21 protein-coding genes are annotated in these 17,241 nt (G+C 69.3%); 6 read left to right on the plus strand and 15 right to left on the minus strand.

All coding sequences use genetic code 11. From position 1 onward, the window contains the following. The first annotated feature begins 41 nt into the window (after positions 1 to 41). Positions 42 to 680 (plus strand): helix-turn-helix domain-containing protein, encoded by a 639-nt coding sequence (locus EV292_RS00325; protein ID WP_132907215.1) that lies wholly within the window; start codon positions 42 to 44, stop codon positions 678 to 680. 325 nt (positions 681 to 1,005) lie between these two features. On the opposite strand, the gene EV292_RS00330 is transcribed toward EV292_RS00325, so the two are convergent. From EV292_RS00330 to EV292_RS00350, 5 genes are all read right to left on the minus strand, one after another. Further along, a complete protein-coding gene (locus tag EV292_RS00330; protein ID WP_132908096.1) occupies positions 1,006 to 1,461 on the minus strand; it encodes a carboxymuconolactone decarboxylase family protein in 456 nt (151 codons plus the stop codon). 129 nt (positions 1,462 to 1,590) lie between these two features. Next, positions 1,591 to 2,484, minus strand: a complete 894-nt coding sequence (gene sigJ, locus EV292_RS00335) for an RNA polymerase sigma factor SigJ (protein ID WP_132907216.1) — start codon at positions 2,482 to 2,484, stop codon at positions 1,591 to 1,593. Further along, complete coding sequence (locus EV292_RS00340; RefSeq protein ID WP_132907217.1) at positions 2,481 to 2,906, minus strand: hypothetical protein; 426 nt, start codon at positions 2,904 to 2,906, stop codon at positions 2,481 to 2,483. The genes sigJ and EV292_RS00340 overlap by 4 nt, the downstream gene beginning before the upstream one ends. Then, positions 2,906 to 3,667, minus strand: a complete 762-nt coding sequence (locus tag EV292_RS00345; protein ID WP_132907218.1) for an NAD(P)H-binding protein — start codon at positions 3,665 to 3,667, stop codon at positions 2,906 to 2,908. The genes EV292_RS00340 and EV292_RS00345 overlap by 1 nt, the downstream gene beginning before the upstream one ends. A gap of 167 nt (positions 3,668 to 3,834) precedes the next feature. Beyond that, positions 3,835 to 4,719 (minus strand): LysR family transcriptional regulator, encoded by an 885-nt coding sequence (locus EV292_RS00350; protein WP_132907219.1) that lies wholly within the window; start codon positions 4,717 to 4,719, stop codon positions 3,835 to 3,837. 95 nt (positions 4,720 to 4,814) lie between these two features. Between EV292_RS00350 and EV292_RS00355 the strand changes: the two genes are divergently transcribed. Next, positions 4,815 to 5,951 carry an aldo/keto reductase gene (locus EV292_RS00355; RefSeq protein ID WP_132907220.1) on the plus strand — a complete coding sequence of 379 codons (1,137 nt, stop codon included), beginning with the start codon at positions 4,815 to 4,817 and terminating at the stop codon, positions 5,949 to 5,951. 129 nt (positions 5,952 to 6,080) lie between these two features. Here EV292_RS00355 and EV292_RS00360 read toward each other — a convergent pair whose 3' ends face one another. The 5 genes from EV292_RS00360 to EV292_RS00380 all read right to left on the minus strand — a co-directional run bounded on the left by EV292_RS00360 (position 6,081) and on the right by EV292_RS00380 (position 9,647). Next, positions 6,081 to 7,601 carry an alpha/beta hydrolase gene (locus EV292_RS00360; RefSeq protein ID WP_132907221.1) on the minus strand — a complete coding sequence of 507 codons (1,521 nt, stop codon included), beginning with the start codon at positions 7,599 to 7,601 and terminating at the stop codon, positions 6,081 to 6,083. Between the two features lie 112 nt (positions 7,602 to 7,713). Next, positions 7,714 to 8,361, minus strand: a complete 648-nt coding sequence (locus EV292_RS00365; protein ID WP_132907222.1) for a hypothetical protein — start codon at positions 8,359 to 8,361, stop codon at positions 7,714 to 7,716. Further along, positions 8,358 to 8,675, minus strand: a complete 318-nt coding sequence (locus EV292_RS00370; protein WP_347812568.1) for a PadR family transcriptional regulator — start codon at positions 8,673 to 8,675, stop codon at positions 8,358 to 8,360. The genes EV292_RS00365 and EV292_RS00370 overlap by 4 nt, the downstream gene beginning before the upstream one ends. Before the next feature lie 8 nt (positions 8,676 to 8,683). After that, complete coding sequence (locus EV292_RS00375; RefSeq protein WP_132907224.1) at positions 8,684 to 9,067, minus strand: hypothetical protein; 384 nt, start codon at positions 9,065 to 9,067, stop codon at positions 8,684 to 8,686. Positions 9,068 to 9,143: 76 nt separating this feature from the next. After that, the gene (locus tag EV292_RS00380; protein ID WP_132907225.1) at positions 9,144 to 9,647 is read right to left on the minus strand and encodes a hypothetical protein; all 504 of its coding nucleotides are present in this window, start codon (positions 9,645 to 9,647) and stop codon (positions 9,144 to 9,146) included. A 15-nt stretch (positions 9,648 to 9,662) separates the two neighbouring features. On the opposite strand from EV292_RS00380, the gene EV292_RS00385 reads away from it, so the two are divergent. From EV292_RS00385 to EV292_RS00400, 4 genes are read left to right on the plus strand one after another with little or no spacing between them, the layout of a single operon-like run. Continuing rightward, complete coding sequence (locus EV292_RS00385) at positions 9,663 to 10,493, plus strand: hypothetical protein (protein WP_132907226.1); 831 nt, start codon at positions 9,663 to 9,665, stop codon at positions 10,491 to 10,493. Then, positions 10,480 to 10,959 (plus strand): hypothetical protein, encoded by a 480-nt coding sequence (locus EV292_RS00390; RefSeq protein ID WP_165926981.1) that lies wholly within the window; start codon positions 10,480 to 10,482, stop codon positions 10,957 to 10,959. The genes EV292_RS00385 and EV292_RS00390 overlap by 14 nt, the downstream gene beginning before the upstream one ends. Before the next feature lie 35 nt (positions 10,960 to 10,994). Continuing rightward, a complete protein-coding gene (locus tag EV292_RS00395; protein ID WP_132907228.1) occupies positions 10,995 to 11,390 on the plus strand; it encodes a hypothetical protein in 396 nt (131 codons plus the stop codon). After that, positions 11,387 to 12,370 carry a hypothetical protein gene (locus EV292_RS00400; RefSeq protein ID WP_132907229.1) on the plus strand — a complete coding sequence of 328 codons (984 nt, stop codon included), beginning with the start codon at positions 11,387 to 11,389 and terminating at the stop codon, positions 12,368 to 12,370. Before EV292_RS00395 ends, EV292_RS00400 begins: the two co-directional genes overlap by 4 nt. Positions 12,371 to 12,450: 80 nt before the next feature. On the opposite strand, the gene EV292_RS00405 is transcribed toward EV292_RS00400, so the two are convergent. From EV292_RS00405 to rhmD, 5 genes are read right to left on the minus strand one after another with little or no spacing between them, the layout of a single operon-like run. Then, positions 12,451 to 13,494, minus strand: coding sequence for an L-rhamnose/proton symporter RhaT (locus tag EV292_RS00405; RefSeq protein ID WP_132907230.1), 1,044 nt, complete (start codon positions 13,492 to 13,494; stop codon positions 12,451 to 12,453). A gap of 3 nt (positions 13,495 to 13,497) precedes the next feature. Further along, a complete protein-coding gene (locus EV292_RS00410) occupies positions 13,498 to 14,442 on the minus strand; it encodes an amidohydrolase family protein (RefSeq protein ID WP_243693527.1) in 945 nt (314 codons plus the stop codon). Between the two features lie 3 nt (positions 14,443 to 14,445). Further along, the gene (locus EV292_RS00415) at positions 14,446 to 15,195 is read right to left on the minus strand and encodes an SDR family oxidoreductase (protein ID WP_132907231.1); all 750 of its coding nucleotides are present in this window, start codon (positions 15,193 to 15,195) and stop codon (positions 14,446 to 14,448) included. Beyond that, positions 15,192 to 16,040 carry a fumarylacetoacetate hydrolase family protein gene (locus EV292_RS00420; RefSeq protein WP_132907232.1) on the minus strand — a complete coding sequence of 283 codons (849 nt, stop codon included), beginning with the start codon at positions 16,038 to 16,040 and terminating at the stop codon, positions 15,192 to 15,194. Before EV292_RS00420 ends, EV292_RS00415 begins: the two co-directional genes overlap by 4 nt. 11 nt (positions 16,041 to 16,051) lie before the next feature. Then, positions 16,052 to 17,239, minus strand: a complete 1,188-nt coding sequence (rhmD, locus tag EV292_RS00425; protein ID WP_132907233.1) for an L-rhamnonate dehydratase — start codon at positions 17,237 to 17,239, stop codon at positions 16,052 to 16,054. Positions 17,240 to 17,241: the final 2 nt, after the last annotated feature.

The following is a 17,241-nucleotide window of genomic DNA, read 5'->3' on the forward strand; positions in this document are numbered from 1 at the left end:
TGCTCGAGCGAGGCGTAAACGGTGCCCTAATCGCTCGTGAGATGGGTCTCGCGACATCAACAGTCGATCTGTGGCGTAACATTATGTTGGCTGAGCGTCCGAGTCTCTGCCTGCCGAAGTACAAACGCCGCCCTACCCGCCGGCACGGTAACGGCAATGCGTTTTCAAAGCTGCGCTCCGATCGGCGTCAGGCGGCCTTTCTGCTTTACGCCGACGGATCCGACGACGGCGAAATCGCACGCGCGATTGGCATAAGTAAAGAGCAGGTGTGGAAATGGCGACAGGCGCTCTACTTGCCTGCCGTACGTCCTAGAGGTGGCGTAAGTCGCGGCCTCACGCTGAAGCGCGCCAAGAAGCCCCCTGGTCCGGCCATCTCGCCGCTTACCAACCCGACCCACGCCAGGATCATGAGCGCGATCGGGCGCGCGTTGCCGCCGGACCTCACCGATGATGCAGCCTCAGACATGTGGCTGGCTATGCTCGAGGGGCGATTGTCAGTGGAGCAGATCGAAGCGCAGGCACGTCGTTTCCGCGGGCGGGTTATCGCCGATTACGCCAGCCGATACGGGCCGACCTCGATGGATGAGGATCTCACTGGTGACGGCTTCCGGCTGCTCGACGTGCTCCGCGACGATCGCTCATCGGATTGGTTGGAGCGTAGCGGCGCCACTGTCTGGTAGGGATCTACCTATCGCCTCGTTCGGGCGGTGGAGAGGGTTTGGCGGAGCGTGACGGACTCGTGTGCGTGCCAAAAGGGGAGTGGGGTATCTAGTGGGGTATCGGCGGCGGCGCCGTATGCGGAAGGCGCAGAAAAGCGCCACTTTCCTGCTATGTTGCGACGGGCTCCCGCTCCGCCAATCCCATTCCAAACGTCCCAACCAATTGCCGAGAGCCGCTGAATAGCGTGCGCTCTCTAGTGATGGTTCTTCCGACTGATCTAAGCTGATCCCATCCAAGCGGGGTCTCGGGAAGTTTCCGTGAACGCGTCGGCCGGTCGGAGGCCGATCAGGGTTGCGCCTTGACGGGCAGCCGGAACGGGGCGCCCAGGCGATTGAAGGCGTTCATCGCCGCGATCGCGATCGTGAGGTCGACCAGATCCTTCGGCGCGAACGCGGCGGCGGCAGCCGCGTAGGCCGCGTCCGAGGCATGCGTCTCGCTCACGCACGTCACTTCCTCGGCCCAGGCCAGCGCGGCGCGATATCGATCCGGGAACAGGTGCGGCACCTCGGCCCAGACCGGCAGCAGCGTGACCTTGTCGGCCGGCATGGTCTTGAGCAGGTCGCGGGTGTGCAGGTCGATGCAATGGGCGCACCCGTTGATCTGCGATACGCGCAGGAACACGAGGTGGATCATCTCCTCGGGCAGGGTCGTGCCCGTGGTGACGTAATGGTGTACGCCGAAGAGGGCCTTGGCACCCTGCGGCGCGACCTCGTGCCAGACCAGCCGCTTGTTCCCCGTCATGATGGTGTCCTTCGCTGCGGGCGCCGATCGGTGGCGCCCGCCGGATTGACGAGACGGCGGAGACAGGTGTGACACGCCACACGAGCTTCTCGTCGTATCAGGGCGCCGCCTGGCAACGGTCGACACGTCTCACGGCAGGAGCAGCGCGTCCCGCACATGGCGCAGCTTGTCGGGATTGCGGACGATATAGATCGCCGCGATGCGCCCGTCGCGCAGCTCCAGCGCGGTGGTCTGGAGCACGTCACCGCGATCGATGCTGACATAGCCGGGCAGGCCGTCGATCGTCACCGTTTGCAGCAGGCGGGGCTGATAGGCGTGCTTGCGCCGGATGCCCTGGAACAGCCGGATCGCACGATCGAGACCGCGCACGATGTTGAGGAAGGCGATGACCTTGCCGCCGCCATCCGAGTGGATCGCCACGTCCTCGGCCAGCAGCGCGGTCAAGGCGGCGGCGTCGCCGCTGGCGGCGGCGGCGAAGAAGGCGCGGGTGATCGCCTCGGCCTCCGTCGGCGGCACGGCAAAGCGCGGTCTGGCGGCCTGCACGTGGCGGCGGGCGCGCGAGGCGAGCTGGCGCACCGCGGCCGGCTCCCGGCCCAGCGTGGCGGCGACCTCCGGCAAAGGCGTGTCGAACACGTCATGGAGCAGGAAGGCGGCGCGCTCGAGCGGGGAGAGGCGCTCCATCGCCAGCATCAGCGTGAGCGTGATGTCGTCAGCGCGTGCTTCTTCCTGCTCGGTCGTGCCCACCAGCGGATCGGGCAGCCAGGCGCCGACATAGGTTTCCCGCCGCACCCGGGCGGACTTGAGCTGGTCGAGGCACAGCCGGGTCACGATCCGCGTCAGATAGGCGGCCGGGCGGTCCACACCACCGCTCACATCTTGCCAGCGCAGCCATGCGTCCTGCACCACGTCCTCGGCCTCGCTGACCGAGCCGAGCATGCGATAGCCGAGGCGCAGCAGCCGCGGCCGTTCCGTCTCGAAGTCGGCGAGGCGCAGCGCCCGCGGCGTATCGGAGCGAGGGGTCATAAGAACGCATCCTGCGCCTTGTCGCGGCGCGCGTCACGCCAGGCCCAGCAGGCGAGGGTGATCGCCAGGATCGCTGGCAGCGTCACGGCGGGGAAGTCGCGCGCTATCGCATCCGAGCCGCAGATCCCCACCGACACCTCCCAGAGATGAAACAGCGCATGTCCCGTCAGCCACAACGCCGACCCGCTCCAGAGTGTCACCCGCTGGGCCGCGAGCATCGCGCCACCCAGCATCGCGGCACCGATCAGCGCGAAGATCAGCCCGATGTCGCGAATGAAATGCTGGTTGAACGGTCCCGTGGTCGTCACGCCGGGCACCGCGAGATACCAGTTCGCGGGGTCCACGAGCATGAACACGCCGTTGGCGACGCCACCGACGCCGAGAAGGGCGGCGAGACCCAGGATGAGCGATCGGCCCTGCATCACGCCTGCTCCCCGGCGGGCTGCGCGGCGAGCCATGCCTCGAAGCGGGTCGGCAGAAGTCGGGCACCGTCGGCCGGCACGAGCGTGCGGTCGTTCGCCGGCGCGCCGAAATAGCCGGCCTTCTCGTCGGCCACGATCGCGCGCGGATCGTCGCGGTGGCCGAGCCACGTGCCGGCGAACTCGATCACCGGCGCGCGCTCCGGTCCGGCAATCTCGATGATGCCGCGCAAGGGGCTGGATAGCGCGATATCGGCCAGGGCCGCCGCAACATCCGCCGCAGCGACCGGCTGGAGCGCGAAGGTCGGCAGATGGGCGACGCCATCGCGGGTATGACCGTCCGCTATGGTGCCCAGGAACTCGAAGAACTGCGTGGCCCGAACGATGGTGAAGGCAACGCCGCTCTGCGTGTAGGCGCTTTCCTGCGCCTGCTTGCCGCGGAAGTAACCGGAGATCTGCAACCGGTCGGTGCCGACGATCGAGAGAGCGACGATATGCGCGACGCCCGCCTCCCTGGCAGCTTTGGCGATGGTGGTTGCGGAGGTCTGGAAGAAGGTGAGCACCTCGTCATCGGCGAAGGACGGTGGGTTGCTCACGTCCACGACGACCTGAGCCCCTGCGAAGGCGCCCGCGAGCCCTATGCCGGTGACGCTGTCCACGCCCCTGCTGGGCGAGGCGGCGACCACCTCATGCCCGCGATGAGCCAAATCGCTGACGAGCTGGCGGCCGATCAGCCCGGTTCCGCCGATGACGACGATCTTCATGCTTCGTCTCCCACATGATCTGCCGGTATGACGAGGTGCGAGCCGAGATGTGACATGGCGGCGCGCTTCCAGCGCGAGAGGCGGGCGGGGTTGAAGCTCGTGCTGCGACAGGAACGAACGGCAGGATGCACGGAGCGAACAGGGGCTCCCGAGCGAACGCCTCCCGGTCACACGCGAAGCGCGTCGATCAGCGCCCGCAACGCCGGAGAGACCCGACGATCGGGATAGTAGAGACGACAGCCCGGATAGCGTGGGCACCAGGACGCCAGCACCTGGACCAGCCGTCCGTCGGCGATCTCGTCGGCGACGTCGTGCTCCATCATATAGCCCAGGCCAGCCCCAGCGCGCACCGCCGCGGCTGCCAGCACCTCGTCATTGACGATCAGCTGCCCGGGCACCTTGAGTCTGACGTCGCGCTCTGCCTCCTCGAACTCCCACGGCAGCAGACCACCTCCACCGAGCAGGCGGTAGTTGACGCAGACGTGACGCTCGAGCTCGGCGAGCGTCTCGGGCGGCGAGTGACGCGCGAAATACGCGGGGGTGCCGACCACGACGGTGCGGAGGTCCGGGCCTACCGGCACCGCCACCATGTCCTTCTCGACCGCCTCGCTGAGGCGGATGCCGGCGTCGAAGCCGCCGGCGACGAGGTCGATCAGTCGATCCTCGACGATCACCTCCACCGACACGTCCGGATGGTCGAGCAGGAACTGCGGCAGGCGCGGCGCCAGGATCGTGCGCGCGGCATAGCCGAAGGTCGCCAACCGCACCGTGCCGGACGGCGCGCCGCGCCAGTCCGCCAGCGATGCGAGGCCGTGCATCACCTGCGCCAGCGCCGGATCGAGCGATTGCAGCAGCTGCTGCCCGGCGGCGGTGGGCGCCACCGAGCGTGTCGTACGGGCGAGCAGCCGCACGCCGAGCCGACGCTCGAGCGCCGCCATCGCGTGGCTCAGCGCGGAGGGAGAGAGGCCCAGCTCGGCCGCCGCGCGGGTGAAGCTGCGTGCCCTCGCGACGCTGGCGAAGGCCGCGAGATCGTCGAGGTCGCCGCGCCGCATTGATGCAATGTGCTCACAAGCCCTTGCGACGGGCAACGGCTAATCGGGCGGACGATCGCCGCTTACCTGTGTCCGGGAACGAGGAGTGACGCACCATGGACCTGACCTCTTACCGCACGCTGGGCCGCTCGGGACTGGCGGTAAGCCCGCTGGCGCTCGGCACGATGACCTTCGGCGCAGGAAGATGGGGCGCCGAGGAGGACGGATCGCGAGCCATCTTCGATGCCTATGTGGAGGCGGGCGGCAACTTCATCGATACCGCCGACGTCTATTCGGGCGGCGAGAGCGAGGCGATGATCGGCCGCTTCCTCCAGGAGCGCGGCGGCCGCGACCGTCTGGTGATCGCCACCAAGTCGGGCTTCCCGCGCGGCGAGGGCAACCCGCTGGCGGGCGGCAACTCGGCACGCAACATCCGCGACGGCCTCGAGGGCTCGTTGCGGCGGCTCGGCTGCGGCCACGTCGACATGTACTGGACGCATGTGTGGGATCGCACGACGCCGCCCGAGGAGGTGCTGCGCGCGCTGACCGATGCGGTGCGACGCGGCGACATCCTCTACTACGGCTTCTCCAACGCGCCCGCCTGGTATGCCGCACAGGTGGCGACCCTGGCCCGCGCGCACGGGCTGCCTGAGCCGATCGGGCTGCAGTACAGCTATTCGCTGATCGATCGCGGCGTCGAGCTGGACCTGGTGCCGGCGGGGCGGGCGCTCGGGCTGGGGCTCGTGGCGTGGAGCCCGCTCGCCTTCGGCATGCTGACGGGCAAGTACGGCCGCGACAAGCTCGCGGACTTCGGCCCGCCGGGTGGCGTACCGAACAAGCGGGGCGAGCCGAGCGGCGGCAGCGATGGCCGGCTGAACGGCGAGAACCCCTATGGCGGAATGCTGTTCACGGAGGCGAACTTCGGGATCGTCGACGTGTTGCGTGCGGTGGCGGAGGAAGTCGGCCGGCCGATGGCGCAGGTCGCGCTCGCCTGGGTGACGGGTCGCCCTTGTGTCTGCTCCGTCTTGCTCGGCGCGAGCCGACCCGAGCAGATCCACCAGAATGTCGCGTCGCTCGACATCCTGCTGTCGGCGGAGCAGCGGCAGCGGCTCGAGACGGTGAGCGCGCTGCCGACGCTCAACCCCTATTTCATCTTCGATCTGCCACGCGAGAGCCTGTTCGGCGGCACCGCCGTCCAACGGTGGGGTGAGGCTATCGGCGGATATGACGACGCTGTCGGCGCGGTCGCCTGATACGTGGGGCGGGCACGTGGACGCTTGTTCCCGCAGAGGAACGAGCGTCCGTTCTTGGCGGCGGCATCGAACCGCGCGGATAACGGTTGATGGGTCTGTCGTCGGCGCGGTCGCGATGCGCCGTCAACGTCACAGGTCTTTGCCACCTGCCGGTGCGAGTATCGCGCGCAACCAGTCAACGGCCAGCGACACCGCGCGGGGCGAGCCCAAGTTCGCCCCGAGCTTCGGCACTTCCTCTGCGGCGCCGGTCTGGGCACCCTCTTGGAACCAGTGGCTGAGCCCTTCCAGCACCACCACCCGTGCTCGCGGGTTGTTGGCCAGCGCGCGCTGCGCCTCCGGCGCCTCTTCGGACGCGATGACAAGCGGGTCCTTGGAGCCGAACACGGCGAGAACCGGCATATGCAGCGCGCGCAGGTCGGAGGCGGAGCGCATCTCGTCCGCGTGCCACGCTTCCTTGACGTCGATCAATGACAGCGCCTCCTGCGCTTCGCGATGCGAGAAACCTGCGGCCTCGAACCGGTCCGTCAATGCCTTGCGTAGCCGGACGATCGTCCCGGCCTCGTCACCGTCCGATCGCGCCTGAAGCAACGTGCCGGCGGCGTCCACGACCGGGGCGACCACAGTCTCCGACAACCCGGCGGCGATCATCTGATGATGGATCGCTCGGCGAAGGTAAGGGAGCCCGTCTCCGACCGATCCTGCCAGTGTGACGACCGCCGTGATGCTCGGATCGGAGGCGGCGACAGCTGGCGCGATGACGCCGCCCTGGCTGTGACCGACCAGAGCGATCCGGCGGCCATCGATCGCCGCCCGGTGGCGCATGGCGGTGACCCAGGCGGTGGCGTCGCGGGTCAGCGCGGGAAGGTCCTCGTCATATGTGCCGGTCGAGGCGCCGATCCCGCGCTTGTCGTACTCCAAGGTGGCGATGCCATACGCCAGCAGCCGGTCCGACAGCTCGGTGTAGCCGCCCCGGCCGTTGGGGCCATGTCCCTGGATCAGGATCGCGAGCGGGAAGGGGCCGGTTCCATGGCCCGTCGGTGTGCGGAGCGTGCCTGCCAGCACCACGCCGGCATCGGACGGTACCCGCACGTCCTCCGCGACGGAGCGCGCGCGAAAGCCAGCGAACACGTCCCGCACGGACGCTGCATCTGGTTGGCCCTGCAGGAAGGCGACGGGGCCGAGCGACACCGCTGCGGCGGCTCGACCCGCCTGCACCGCCAGCGACTGGGAATATGCAGCTAGGTCGCGCGGCGTCACGCCCGCGATCGTGTAGCGCCGCCAGCGGGGCGTGAGGTCGATATGGCTGACCGACAACGCGCGATAGGCCGGTGCGCCACCCTGGATGGTGGCGGTGACCCGGACTGGCCGTTCGGCGCGCGCCCAGAAGGTGGCCGAGATGCGCGCGCCCGCGCGCAAGGGCGCGGGGATCACCAGGCCGGCGCCGCTCGACCAGGTTTCGCCCGGCGTGTCCCGCGGCTCGATGCGCAGCGCGTTGTCGCCGGGCACGCGGGCATCACGCTGGTAGGTGAACCGCGCACCATAAGGCTGCCACCGCCCCACCTCGATCGCCGAGGATGGCGCCACGATGGGAGCGGGTAACGCGGCGAGCAGCGCGCAGCACAGGGTATAACGGCTGGCCGAGAAGATCATGGACGGTCCTTTCTCGATGAGGCGTGGCGGGGATCCGGGCGCGACTGCCCGATCCGGTCGATGCGCTCGGCCGGTCAGGTGGGTCGGTGGCGTGAATCTGCTCGGCCGGTCGCTAGCCGTCGGTCACCGCGGCGCGCACGTCCTCGCCGGCGTCACCGAATGCGTGCGCGAGCGCCATCACGGCGAGTGTCTCCGTCACGAGCGCCGCCAGCGGCAGCAGCATCGGCCTGACGTCGAGCCCAAGCAGCGCGCTCACGCCGGCCAAGCTGGTCAGCGCAGCGGCATTGAAGCGGCCAACAGCATGCGCGCGCGTCCAGTCGCGTTCCAGCAGGAACCAGGCCAGCGCGATCTGCCCGGCCGCCAGCCCGAGCACCAGCAGCGTCAGGGGCGGGGCCGCGCACCAAGTGCCGGCGTTGAGCAGCGGGAACTGCTCGCTGGTACCCGCCACCAGCCCACGAAGGCCCGCACGTCCCACGCCGAGATAAGGAAATCCGTACCACGCGCTCAGCAGCGACATCGCCGCCGCCGGCAGGATGACGCCAACGGCCAGGGCATGCGCAGCGAGGATGGCGCGCCCCTCATGCTCGGCAGCGAGCGTCAGCCAGGCGGTGAACAGGCATCCGAGCGCGAAACCTAGCGGCCGTCCGTCCTCGATCGCGGCGTCGAGTTCCGCTTCCATCGCCGCCGCCCATCCGCTGCGCCGTGCGCCGAGCGACCGCGCCGCCAGCGCCACGACGAGGCGGGACAGCGCGACGATCACGCCGGCAGTGCCTTGCTGTCCAGCGGGTCCCGCGCCTCCGCGACTTGCCTCGCCAGCGCAAGACCCGTCGCGGTCAGACGATAGGCGTGGCGGGCAGGTCGTCCGGGCTGCTCGGGGGCTTGCCACTCTGCCTCGACCAGCGCCTGATCGCTCATCCGCATCAGCAGCGGGTAGAGCGTGCCGGACAGGATGCCGGTCGACTTCATCAGGTCGTAACCGTGGCTCCACCGTGGCGCAGCTTCATGCAGCGCGCGAAGAAGCGCCAGCATCTGCCTGGACGGTCGCCGATCACGTGCCATGAACTTATTCAACATATGTAGACTTAAGAGTCAAGGCACATCATGTCGAGCACGCCATGGATCGCCTCGTCGCCACCGGTGCCGAGGATCGCCGCGCCGAACACGCGGCGCGTCTCCGCATCGACGACGATCTTCATGAAGCCCTGCGTCTCGCCCTTCTCGACCGCACGGCCGACGCGCGTCATCGGTCGCATCGCGCGCAGCATCGGCCTACCGGTCGCGAGTGCCTGCGCGTCGGTCAGACTGACGCGGGCGACCAGGGGATCGATGTAGAATGAATAGCCGGGCAGACGCTGGCTGACGCGCCGGCCGGCCCGCCGCCACCAGCACGTGGCTGCCGAGCGATGGCGACGCGCTGCGCCTCTCCTCCGCCATCGGTTCGGCGCCTGTGTCCTGCGCCCGATCATCGTCGATGACACGAGCGCCTATCCCGGCGTCGACGTCGCGATCCTCATCGGCACGCGCCGACGCGAGGTTGTCCGATCAGTCGGCGCAGACCGGGACCATTCCCATCGTCATCGCGCCGCCGCCGACGTTGGCGGTCGGCCGGTTCTCCAACCGCGTGTGCGTGCAGCGTTTGCCGTTCTTGTCGAGCACCGGCTTGGCGGCTCGGCGGGCGTCGCTGGCGACCCGCTTGCCGGGGGCGGGGCATTTGCCTTCGGCGACCAGCTTCGCGTGGAAACGGCGACCCTGTTCGTTGACCCAGGCGTCCGCGCTTGCCTTTCCGTCCTCCTTCAGGCGGCGCATGTACTGAACCTCCATCGCGCGACGGTCGGCGGCCGGCAGCGCATCGGCGGAACAGGCTTTCGTCGGACCCTTTCGGGATCTGATGCCGCTGGCGCGGTCTGCGTTGTCATAGGCGCTTCGCAGTGCCTGCTGGCCGAGGATGCCGTTGCTCCAGATCGGAATATCGACCATCTGCTGCGCATCGGCCGGGACCGATACGGCCAAGATCGATCCAGCGAAGATCGAAAGGCTCACACGCATAGCTTTTCTCCCGCGATGCCCGGCCATAACACCCATCCGGGGCTGAATACGCCCTGTCGCCACGCGGCGTCGGTCTCGATCGATCGTGTGAGAGGCTCGGCCTGTCCTGAAACACTTGGCAAGCGGTTCTTTCTGCGCGGCGGGCCGCGCTACCCCTCCGCGATGGATGTTCGATGGCCGGGCCAGCTGACCCTTGCGATAGCGCTGCTGCTGTCCCTAGGCTGTTCGAGAGCATCCGAAGATGCTGGTCAAACCGCCGGGGTCGCGGTCGAAGCAGCGTCGCTGTTCGAAAGCGGGTTTGCCGAAGCGCGCCGCGCCGGCATCGACGCGGCGAAAGCACGCGACACGTCTTATGAAGCGGTGGGGAGCGTTCGACGCGCGATGGGCCGGGAAACAGCCACGAATCTCCGGAGGAATCTCTCTCTCCCTTTCGCCATTCCGAACCCCGAAGAGTTCGTCCGGTCGGGTGCGGCCGCCGAGGCGGCGGATCGCAAGCTTGAAGGGCTCGGACTACCGCTCAACGATTTGGCCTCGGCTTCGGTGCTGCTGTTCGGCGTCGCCTGGGAACTCGCGAACGCGCAGCCACTCACCGAGGCGCAACAGCGGGCGCTGATCCGGCAGGTCGATGCCGACCTGAAACAATCGCGCGACCCGGGCGTCCGTAGGCGAGAGGCCGAGACCCGATTGGCGATCGCCGGGCTCTGGCTTGAAGAGAGCCGGCTGCGGCAGGGTTCTGCCGAACAGATGCGGGCGCTGTCCGACGCGGTACAGCGCGACATGAAAGGGATGAGCGGCAACGACATGCGCGCGCACGACCTGACGGAGGAGGGCTTTGTCGAACGATAGCGCGGCGATGACGGCGACTGACCGGGCGGACCTTGAAGCGGCGATCGTGCGCACGGTGGCGGGCGGTGTCACCGACGTCATGGACGGTGACTGGGGCGAGCGCGAGTGGCTGCATCTCTTCGTCGATATCGAGGTTTCCGCCCAGGGAGGCCGTTCGAGCAGCATCGCCTTCGCCTTCGCGCGGCTTCCCGGGCAGGCGGTTGAGAAAGTGGCGTTCCGGTTGCCGCAAGACGCGAAGTGCATGTTCCGGCAATTGGCCGATGCCATGGAAACCTCGCCTGCCGGCCGGTGGAGCAGCGCCCGGCTGCGGGTGTCGCGTGACGGGCGATATACGCTGGCATTCTCCTACGATCGACCGTGGCGACTCAGCGGCAAGCTGATCGACGATCGCTTCAAGGGCGCGCTCGAGCTCTGGCTGGCGAGCGACGAAGGCGCAGCGTACCGGCCTCCGCGAGCGACGAGGTAGGCTGACGCAGGACATGCCAGACAGGAGGAGCCGCAATGGTCTTCGCACTCGCTAGCCTCGCGCTGGTCGCATCGGCGGTGCAGATGGCGCCGCCGGGGCCGCTCGTCGCTACGCCGGAGGACTCGGCGGCCATGCGGATGCATGTCGGCGATACCGGGATCCGCTGCGTCAGATTGCCTTGCGCGTCGCGCGGCGTCTTCCTGCCCGACGAGACCGGGAGGGCGCGAACGGAACTGCTGTACGCCGATCGCGATGGCGCGACTCCGCCGCCACCCATGGTCGGCCGGCCAGAGGTGCAGGCCGCCGTCGCTCGGGCGTGGGAGGACCGCGCCTGCCTCGCGATCGACGCGCGATTGATCGGGGGCGTGGACGACAAACCGGTGTTGCGGGTCGACCGGATCGTCGGACCCTGCCCAGGTACCGGAGAATGAAGCGCGCCGGATGGCTGGGGGCAATATTGCCGGGACTGATCCTGTCCGGTTGTGGCGACCGACAGGGATCGATCGATGCCGCGATGGCGCTGGCCGAGGCGGTGTATCCCGGCCAGCTCGAACTGCTCGATAGCCATCTCAAGAAGGGTCAATATGCGGTCACGATGGGGATCAAGGGCGACCCGCTGACGCGCATCGGCTTCGACATCGATCCCGACCCCGCGCACTGTCGGATCGGCACGCGCTGCGAGGAACGACTTCGCCGCGCCTATGCCGCGGGGGTGGCGGCCGGGGTCAAGATGAAGGTGCTCAACGCCGTCCTGCCGGCCTGCGGCGTCAGGATGCTGGGCGTGCAGGAGTCCGAGATCACGCCGGCGTTCCGCACCATCGTCGAACTCGACCTCGATCCCGCCGACCCCCAGCCCGGGCTCAATCGCGTGACGCCGTGCATCGCCGCCTATCGCGCGGCCATGCCGGCCGATGCCAGAGACGATCACCTCGCCTTCCGGATCCTGCTGCCCAACGGCGCGCCCGCGAAAAGCGCGCCGCTCACGTTCGAGCGTCAGCTGGAAGGCGCACGCAACGACGAACCAAGTTATATGATCAGCGTCGCCCCGGACGCGGCGTCGCTCTCGGCCAGTCAGTTGCGCCTTTACGCGTGGTTTCTGTCTGCCCCGGAGCGGCGTGATCGCCTGGCCGACGCGGCACGCGCCGCGCTCGCCGCCGAGCGACGTCAAGGACACGTCCCCCGACTGGCTCAGTTCCACGGGACGCGGCTCGATCCGCGACGGCTCGATGTGGTGCGCACCTATGTGCTGGCGTGCAGCGTGCGGGAACGAGGCAAGGGGCCATGCCGGACGGACATGGCCGTCCGCCTGCGCTATGATCTGCGAACCGGCGCGACCTCCGAGCCGGCCATCCTGCACGACATCCGCGACGCCAAGGGACAGATCGTGCTGCCGGAGCTTCCCGGACGTTGAGCGGTGCCCGCCGCCGGCTTGGTCGAAGCTGACGCGCCTGCGGTGCTCGCGGGGTAGGTCGCGACGATGCCATAAGCAGATCAGCCCAGCATGTTCCCATAGCCGATGATCCCCGTGGCGAGCACCAGCGCGGCGACTCCCGCATAGGCGGTCCGGCGCACGGGCGGGGCGGCGCCGCGCCACTCGCCGAGCGACAGGCCCCAGAGAAAGCCGAAGATGATGATCGAGGCCATGTGCAGCGTCCAGGACGTGAAGCCGAAGCGACCCATCTGGCTCTCGCCCATCGAGTAGAAGAAGAATTGCAGGTACCACAAGGCGCCGCCCACCGCCGCCAGCGCATAGTTGCGCGCCAGTCCGTCGGCGCCGGCGCGCCCGAACCACTGCCCCGCCGAGCGATGCTTGGCGATCAGGATCGCGCACCAGCCCGCGTTGGTGACGAGCCCGCCCGCCATGACCAGGCACAGCACCGGCAGACCGGTCCATAGCGCATCGGTTCCCGCCGCGGCGGACAGCGCGCGCACGGGCGCGCCCGCGGCCAGCCCGAAGGCGAAGCAGGACGACATCACACCCGAGAAGATGGCGGTCGCCACGCCGCGGCCGAACCGCGCGTCACGCACCGCGTCGGCGGCGTCGACCCGCGCCGCACGGTCGCGTCGCGCCCCCGCATGGGCGACCACCACGATCCCCGCCAGCGTCACCGCGAGACCCAGCAGCACCGCGCGGCCGCCCGGCCGGTCGATCAGCGTCGCCGCGACACTCCCCGTCACGATCGGCGGCAGCAGCGTGCCGAACACGGTACACAGGCCCAGCACCACCGCCATCCCGAGCGACAGGCCGAGATAGCGCATCGTCAGCCCGTAGGTCAGCCCGCCGAAACCCCAGAGCATGCCGAACAGCACGCACAGGCCGCTCACCGCGGGCGGGGTGCGCAGCAGCACGCCGACGAGGTCGTGCGTCAGCGTGCCCGCGAACAGCCACGGCATGACCAGCCAGGAGACCAGCCCGCCGGTCAGCCAGAGGATCTCCCAATTCCACCCGCGGACGCCGCGATAGGGCACGTAGAAGCTCGCCGAGGCGGCGCCGCCGAGCCAGTGATAGATCACGCCGATGAGGGGGTTGGGCATCGGCTACTCCTGGAGATCGAGGCCGAGCCGATAGAGCCGGTCGGCGTTGCGCCCCCACAGGTCACGTTGCTCGTCGAGCGACAGCCCCGCGGTGAGGCGCTGGTACGCGTCGCGGTAGCGCTCCGGCGGGGCGAACAGCGCGTCGGTGGGCAGGTCGCTCGCGATCAGGCAGCGGCGGGTGCCGAACAGCGCGATCGCCTCCTCGAGCAGCGGGCGCACGCGCTCGAAGGTCCAGTCGCGCGCGACGAAGCCCAGCCCGGAGAGCTTGATCGCGGTGTGCGGCAGCGCGGCGAGCGCGCGCAGCCCGCGCCGCCACTCGCCCAGCCCATCGGGATCGTCGAGCACCGGCATGCCGAGATGGTTGACGATCACCGTGATCGCGGGGTGGCGCGCCGCGAGCGCGGCCAGCGCCGGCATCTGCGCGGGATAGCATTGCAGGTCGAAGGACAGGCCGTGATCGGCGAGCCGCGCGAAGCCCGCCTGCCAGCGCGCGTCACGGCTGAGGTCGACCGCGGCGTAGCGCCGCCGCGGGTCCGGATGCCAGTTGAGGATCTGGCGGACGCCGCGGACGCGCGGCAGCGCCGCCTGCGCGTGCAGCCGTGCGGCGACGTCGGGCGCGTCGAGCCGCGCGAAGGCGACGATGGCGTCGGGGCCGTCGCCCGCCTGCGCCAGCGCGTCGAGCCAGTGCGTCTCGTCCAGCGCCTGGTCGGCGCGCGCGCCCGCCTCGACATGGACGGTGGCGACGAGCCCCCAGTCCGCCACCGCGGCGCGATGGTCGCGTGGCAGGTAATCGTGCGCGATCGCGGCGACGTCGCCGTTGGGGCCGTCGTCGTCGAACGGTGGCGCGAGCCAGGGATAGACGATCGCGCCGCGCTGCCAGTGATGCACGTGCGCGTCGACGAAGCGGATCGGGGCGTCGGCTCGCTCGGACGGGGGCGCGGCGGTCACGGCTCAGAAGGTGGTGCGGCCGCCCGACGTGTCGAACGTCGCCGCGGTGGTGAAGCTGCATTCCTCCGAGGCCATGAAACAGACCATCGCGGCGGACTCGGCGACGTCGCCCAGCCGCCCCATCGGGATGCGCGCGCGCATATAGTCGACCTGGCTCGGCGGCAGCTGCGCCAGGATCGGGCTGTCGAAGGTGGCGGGTGTCAGCGCGTTGGCGATCACGCCTTTGCCGGCCAGTTCCTTGCCGAGGCTCTTGGTGAAGCCGATCACGCCGGCCTTGGAGGCGGAATAGGCCGAGGCGCTGGGATTGCCCTCCTTGCCCGCGACCGAGGCGACGTTGACGATGCGGCCATAGCCGCGCGCCAGCATCGCGGGCACCACCGCGCGGTTGCAGTAGAACAGCCCGGAGAGGTTGATCGCCAGCACGCGGTCCCAGCTGTCGAGCGGGAATTCATGGACCGGCGCGGTGGCGCCGGTGATCCCCGCGGAGCAGACGAGAACGTCGATATGGCCGAGCGCGTCGAGCGTGGCGGCGGCGGCGCGCGCCACCGCGCCCGCGTCGGCGACGTCGAGCGTCTCGACGTGATCCGCGCCCACCGACGCGGCGGCGTCGCGCAGCGCCGCGGCGTCATTGTCCCACAGGGCGACGCTGGCGCCCTCGGCGGCGAGGCGCTGCGCGGTGGCGAGCCCGAGTCCCGAGGCGCCGCCGGTGACCAGCGCGGCGCGCCCGGCGAAGCGGCCGGCGAAGACGCTCACGACAGCAGCGCCCGGTCGAAGGCGCGGACGTGCTGGCGCTGCTGCCCAAGTCCGGTGATGCCCAGCTCCATCACGTCGCCGGGACGAAGGAAGATCTTGTCCGGCCGGCGCCCCTCGCCGACGCCGGGGGGCGTGCCGGTGATCAGCAGGTCGCCGGGCAGCAACGTGACGAAGCGGCTGACATAGGCGATCAGCTCGGCCACCGTGAAGATCATCGTGCGCGTGTTGCCGGTCTGCATCCGGACTCCGTTGTGATCGAGATGGAGGTCGAGCGCCTGCGGGTCCGCGATCTCGTCGGGCGTGACCAGCCACGGACCGACCGGGCAGAAGGTGTCATGCCCCTTGCCCTTGGACCATTGCGAGCCGCGCTCCTTCTGATTGAAGCGCTCCGACACGTCGTTGACCAGCACATAGCCTGCGACATGGTCGAGCGCCGCCGCCTCCGCGACGTAGCGGCACGTGGCGCCGATCACGACGCCGAGCTCCACTTCCCAGTCGCCGTGGGTCGCGCCCTCGGGCAGGACGACGGGGTCGTCGGGGCCGTTGAGGCTGGTCACCGCCTTCATGAACATCATCGGCTCGGTCGGGATCGGCAGGTTCGACTCGATCGCATGGTCGCGGTAGTTGAGCCCGATCGCGACGATCTTGCCGATGCCCGCGACCGGCACGCCGTAGCGCGTCGCGCCGGCGACGGGCGGCAGGGCGGCGGTGTCCAGCCCGCGCAACCGGGCGAGCGCGTCGACGGTGACGTCGGCGATCACGCCGGACAGGTCGCGCAGCCCGCCGTCGCGGTCGATCATCCCGGGCTTCTCGTTGCCCTTGTCGCCCCAGCGGCACAGTCTCATCGTCGCGATCCTCAGTGGGTATAGGGCCGGCGCAGCGGCACGTCGGGGTTGAGCGTCACGCCGAAGCCGGGCGCGTCGAGCGCGGACACCGCCAGCCGCCCGCGCTCGGGCACGGGCTCGCCGAGCAGCTGGGGCGCGAACATCGGCACCACCTCGCTCGCGTCGGGGTGCATCATCAGGAATTCGGCGAAGGGCGAGTGGTGGCGCGTCGCGACGAAATGATAGCTGTACACGCTCGACCCGTGCGGGATCACCAGCACGCCGCGGCTCTCGGCATAGGCCGAGATCTTGAGCAGCTCGGTCAGCCCGCCGCACCAGCCCACGTCGGGCTGGATGATGTCGCAGCAGCCCATGTCGATCAGCAGGCGGAAGCCCCAGCGCGTCGCCTCATGCTCGCCGGTGGTGACCAGCATCCCCGGCGGCACCTTGCGCTTCAGCTCGGCATAGCCCCAGTAATCGTCGGGTGAGAGCGCTTCCTCGATCCACTTGAGCCCGCATTCGTCCCACGCGCGCCGCGCCAACCGGGTGGCATAGTCCAGGTCCAGCGACATCCAGCAATCGTACATCAGCCAGAAATCGTCGCCGCAACGCTTGCGCATGTCGGCCAGCAGCGCGAGGTTGCGCGCCATGCCTTCCTCGCCCTCGGCGGGGCCGTGATGCAGCGGCAGCTTGCCGCCGATGAAGCCGAGCGACTGGGCGATGTCGGGGCGTGCGCCGGTGGCGTAGAAGCTCAGCTCGTCGCGCACCGCGCCGCCGATCATCTGGTAGACCGGCTCGTCGCGCAATTGGCCGAGCAGGTCCCACAGCGCCAGGTCGACACCGGAGATGGCGTTCACCACCAGTCCCTTGCGGCCGTAGAACTGGCTAGCATGGTACATCTGGTCCCAGATCTTCTCGATCTCGCTGGGATCGCGGCCCTCGAGGAAACGCGCGAGATGGCGCTCGACGATATAGCAAGCCGGCTCGCCCCCGGTGGTCACCGCGAAGCCGACCGTGCCGTCCTCCGCCTCGATCTCCACCACCAGCGTCCCCAGCACGTTGATGCCGAACGACCGTCGCGACGACCGATATTCGGGGTAGCGGCTCATCGGCGTGGCGATATGATCGTCGATCCAGTGCGCACCCGCCTGATCGTGATAATCGGCGCCCGCGCCGGTGGCGGTGAAGGCGCGGACGTGACGGATACGCGGTAGCGGCAAAA

The organism is Sphingomonas sp. BK235 (genome assembly GCF_004345855.1).
Lineage (GTDB): Bacteria > Pseudomonadota > Alphaproteobacteria > Sphingomonadales > Sphingomonadaceae > Sphingomonas.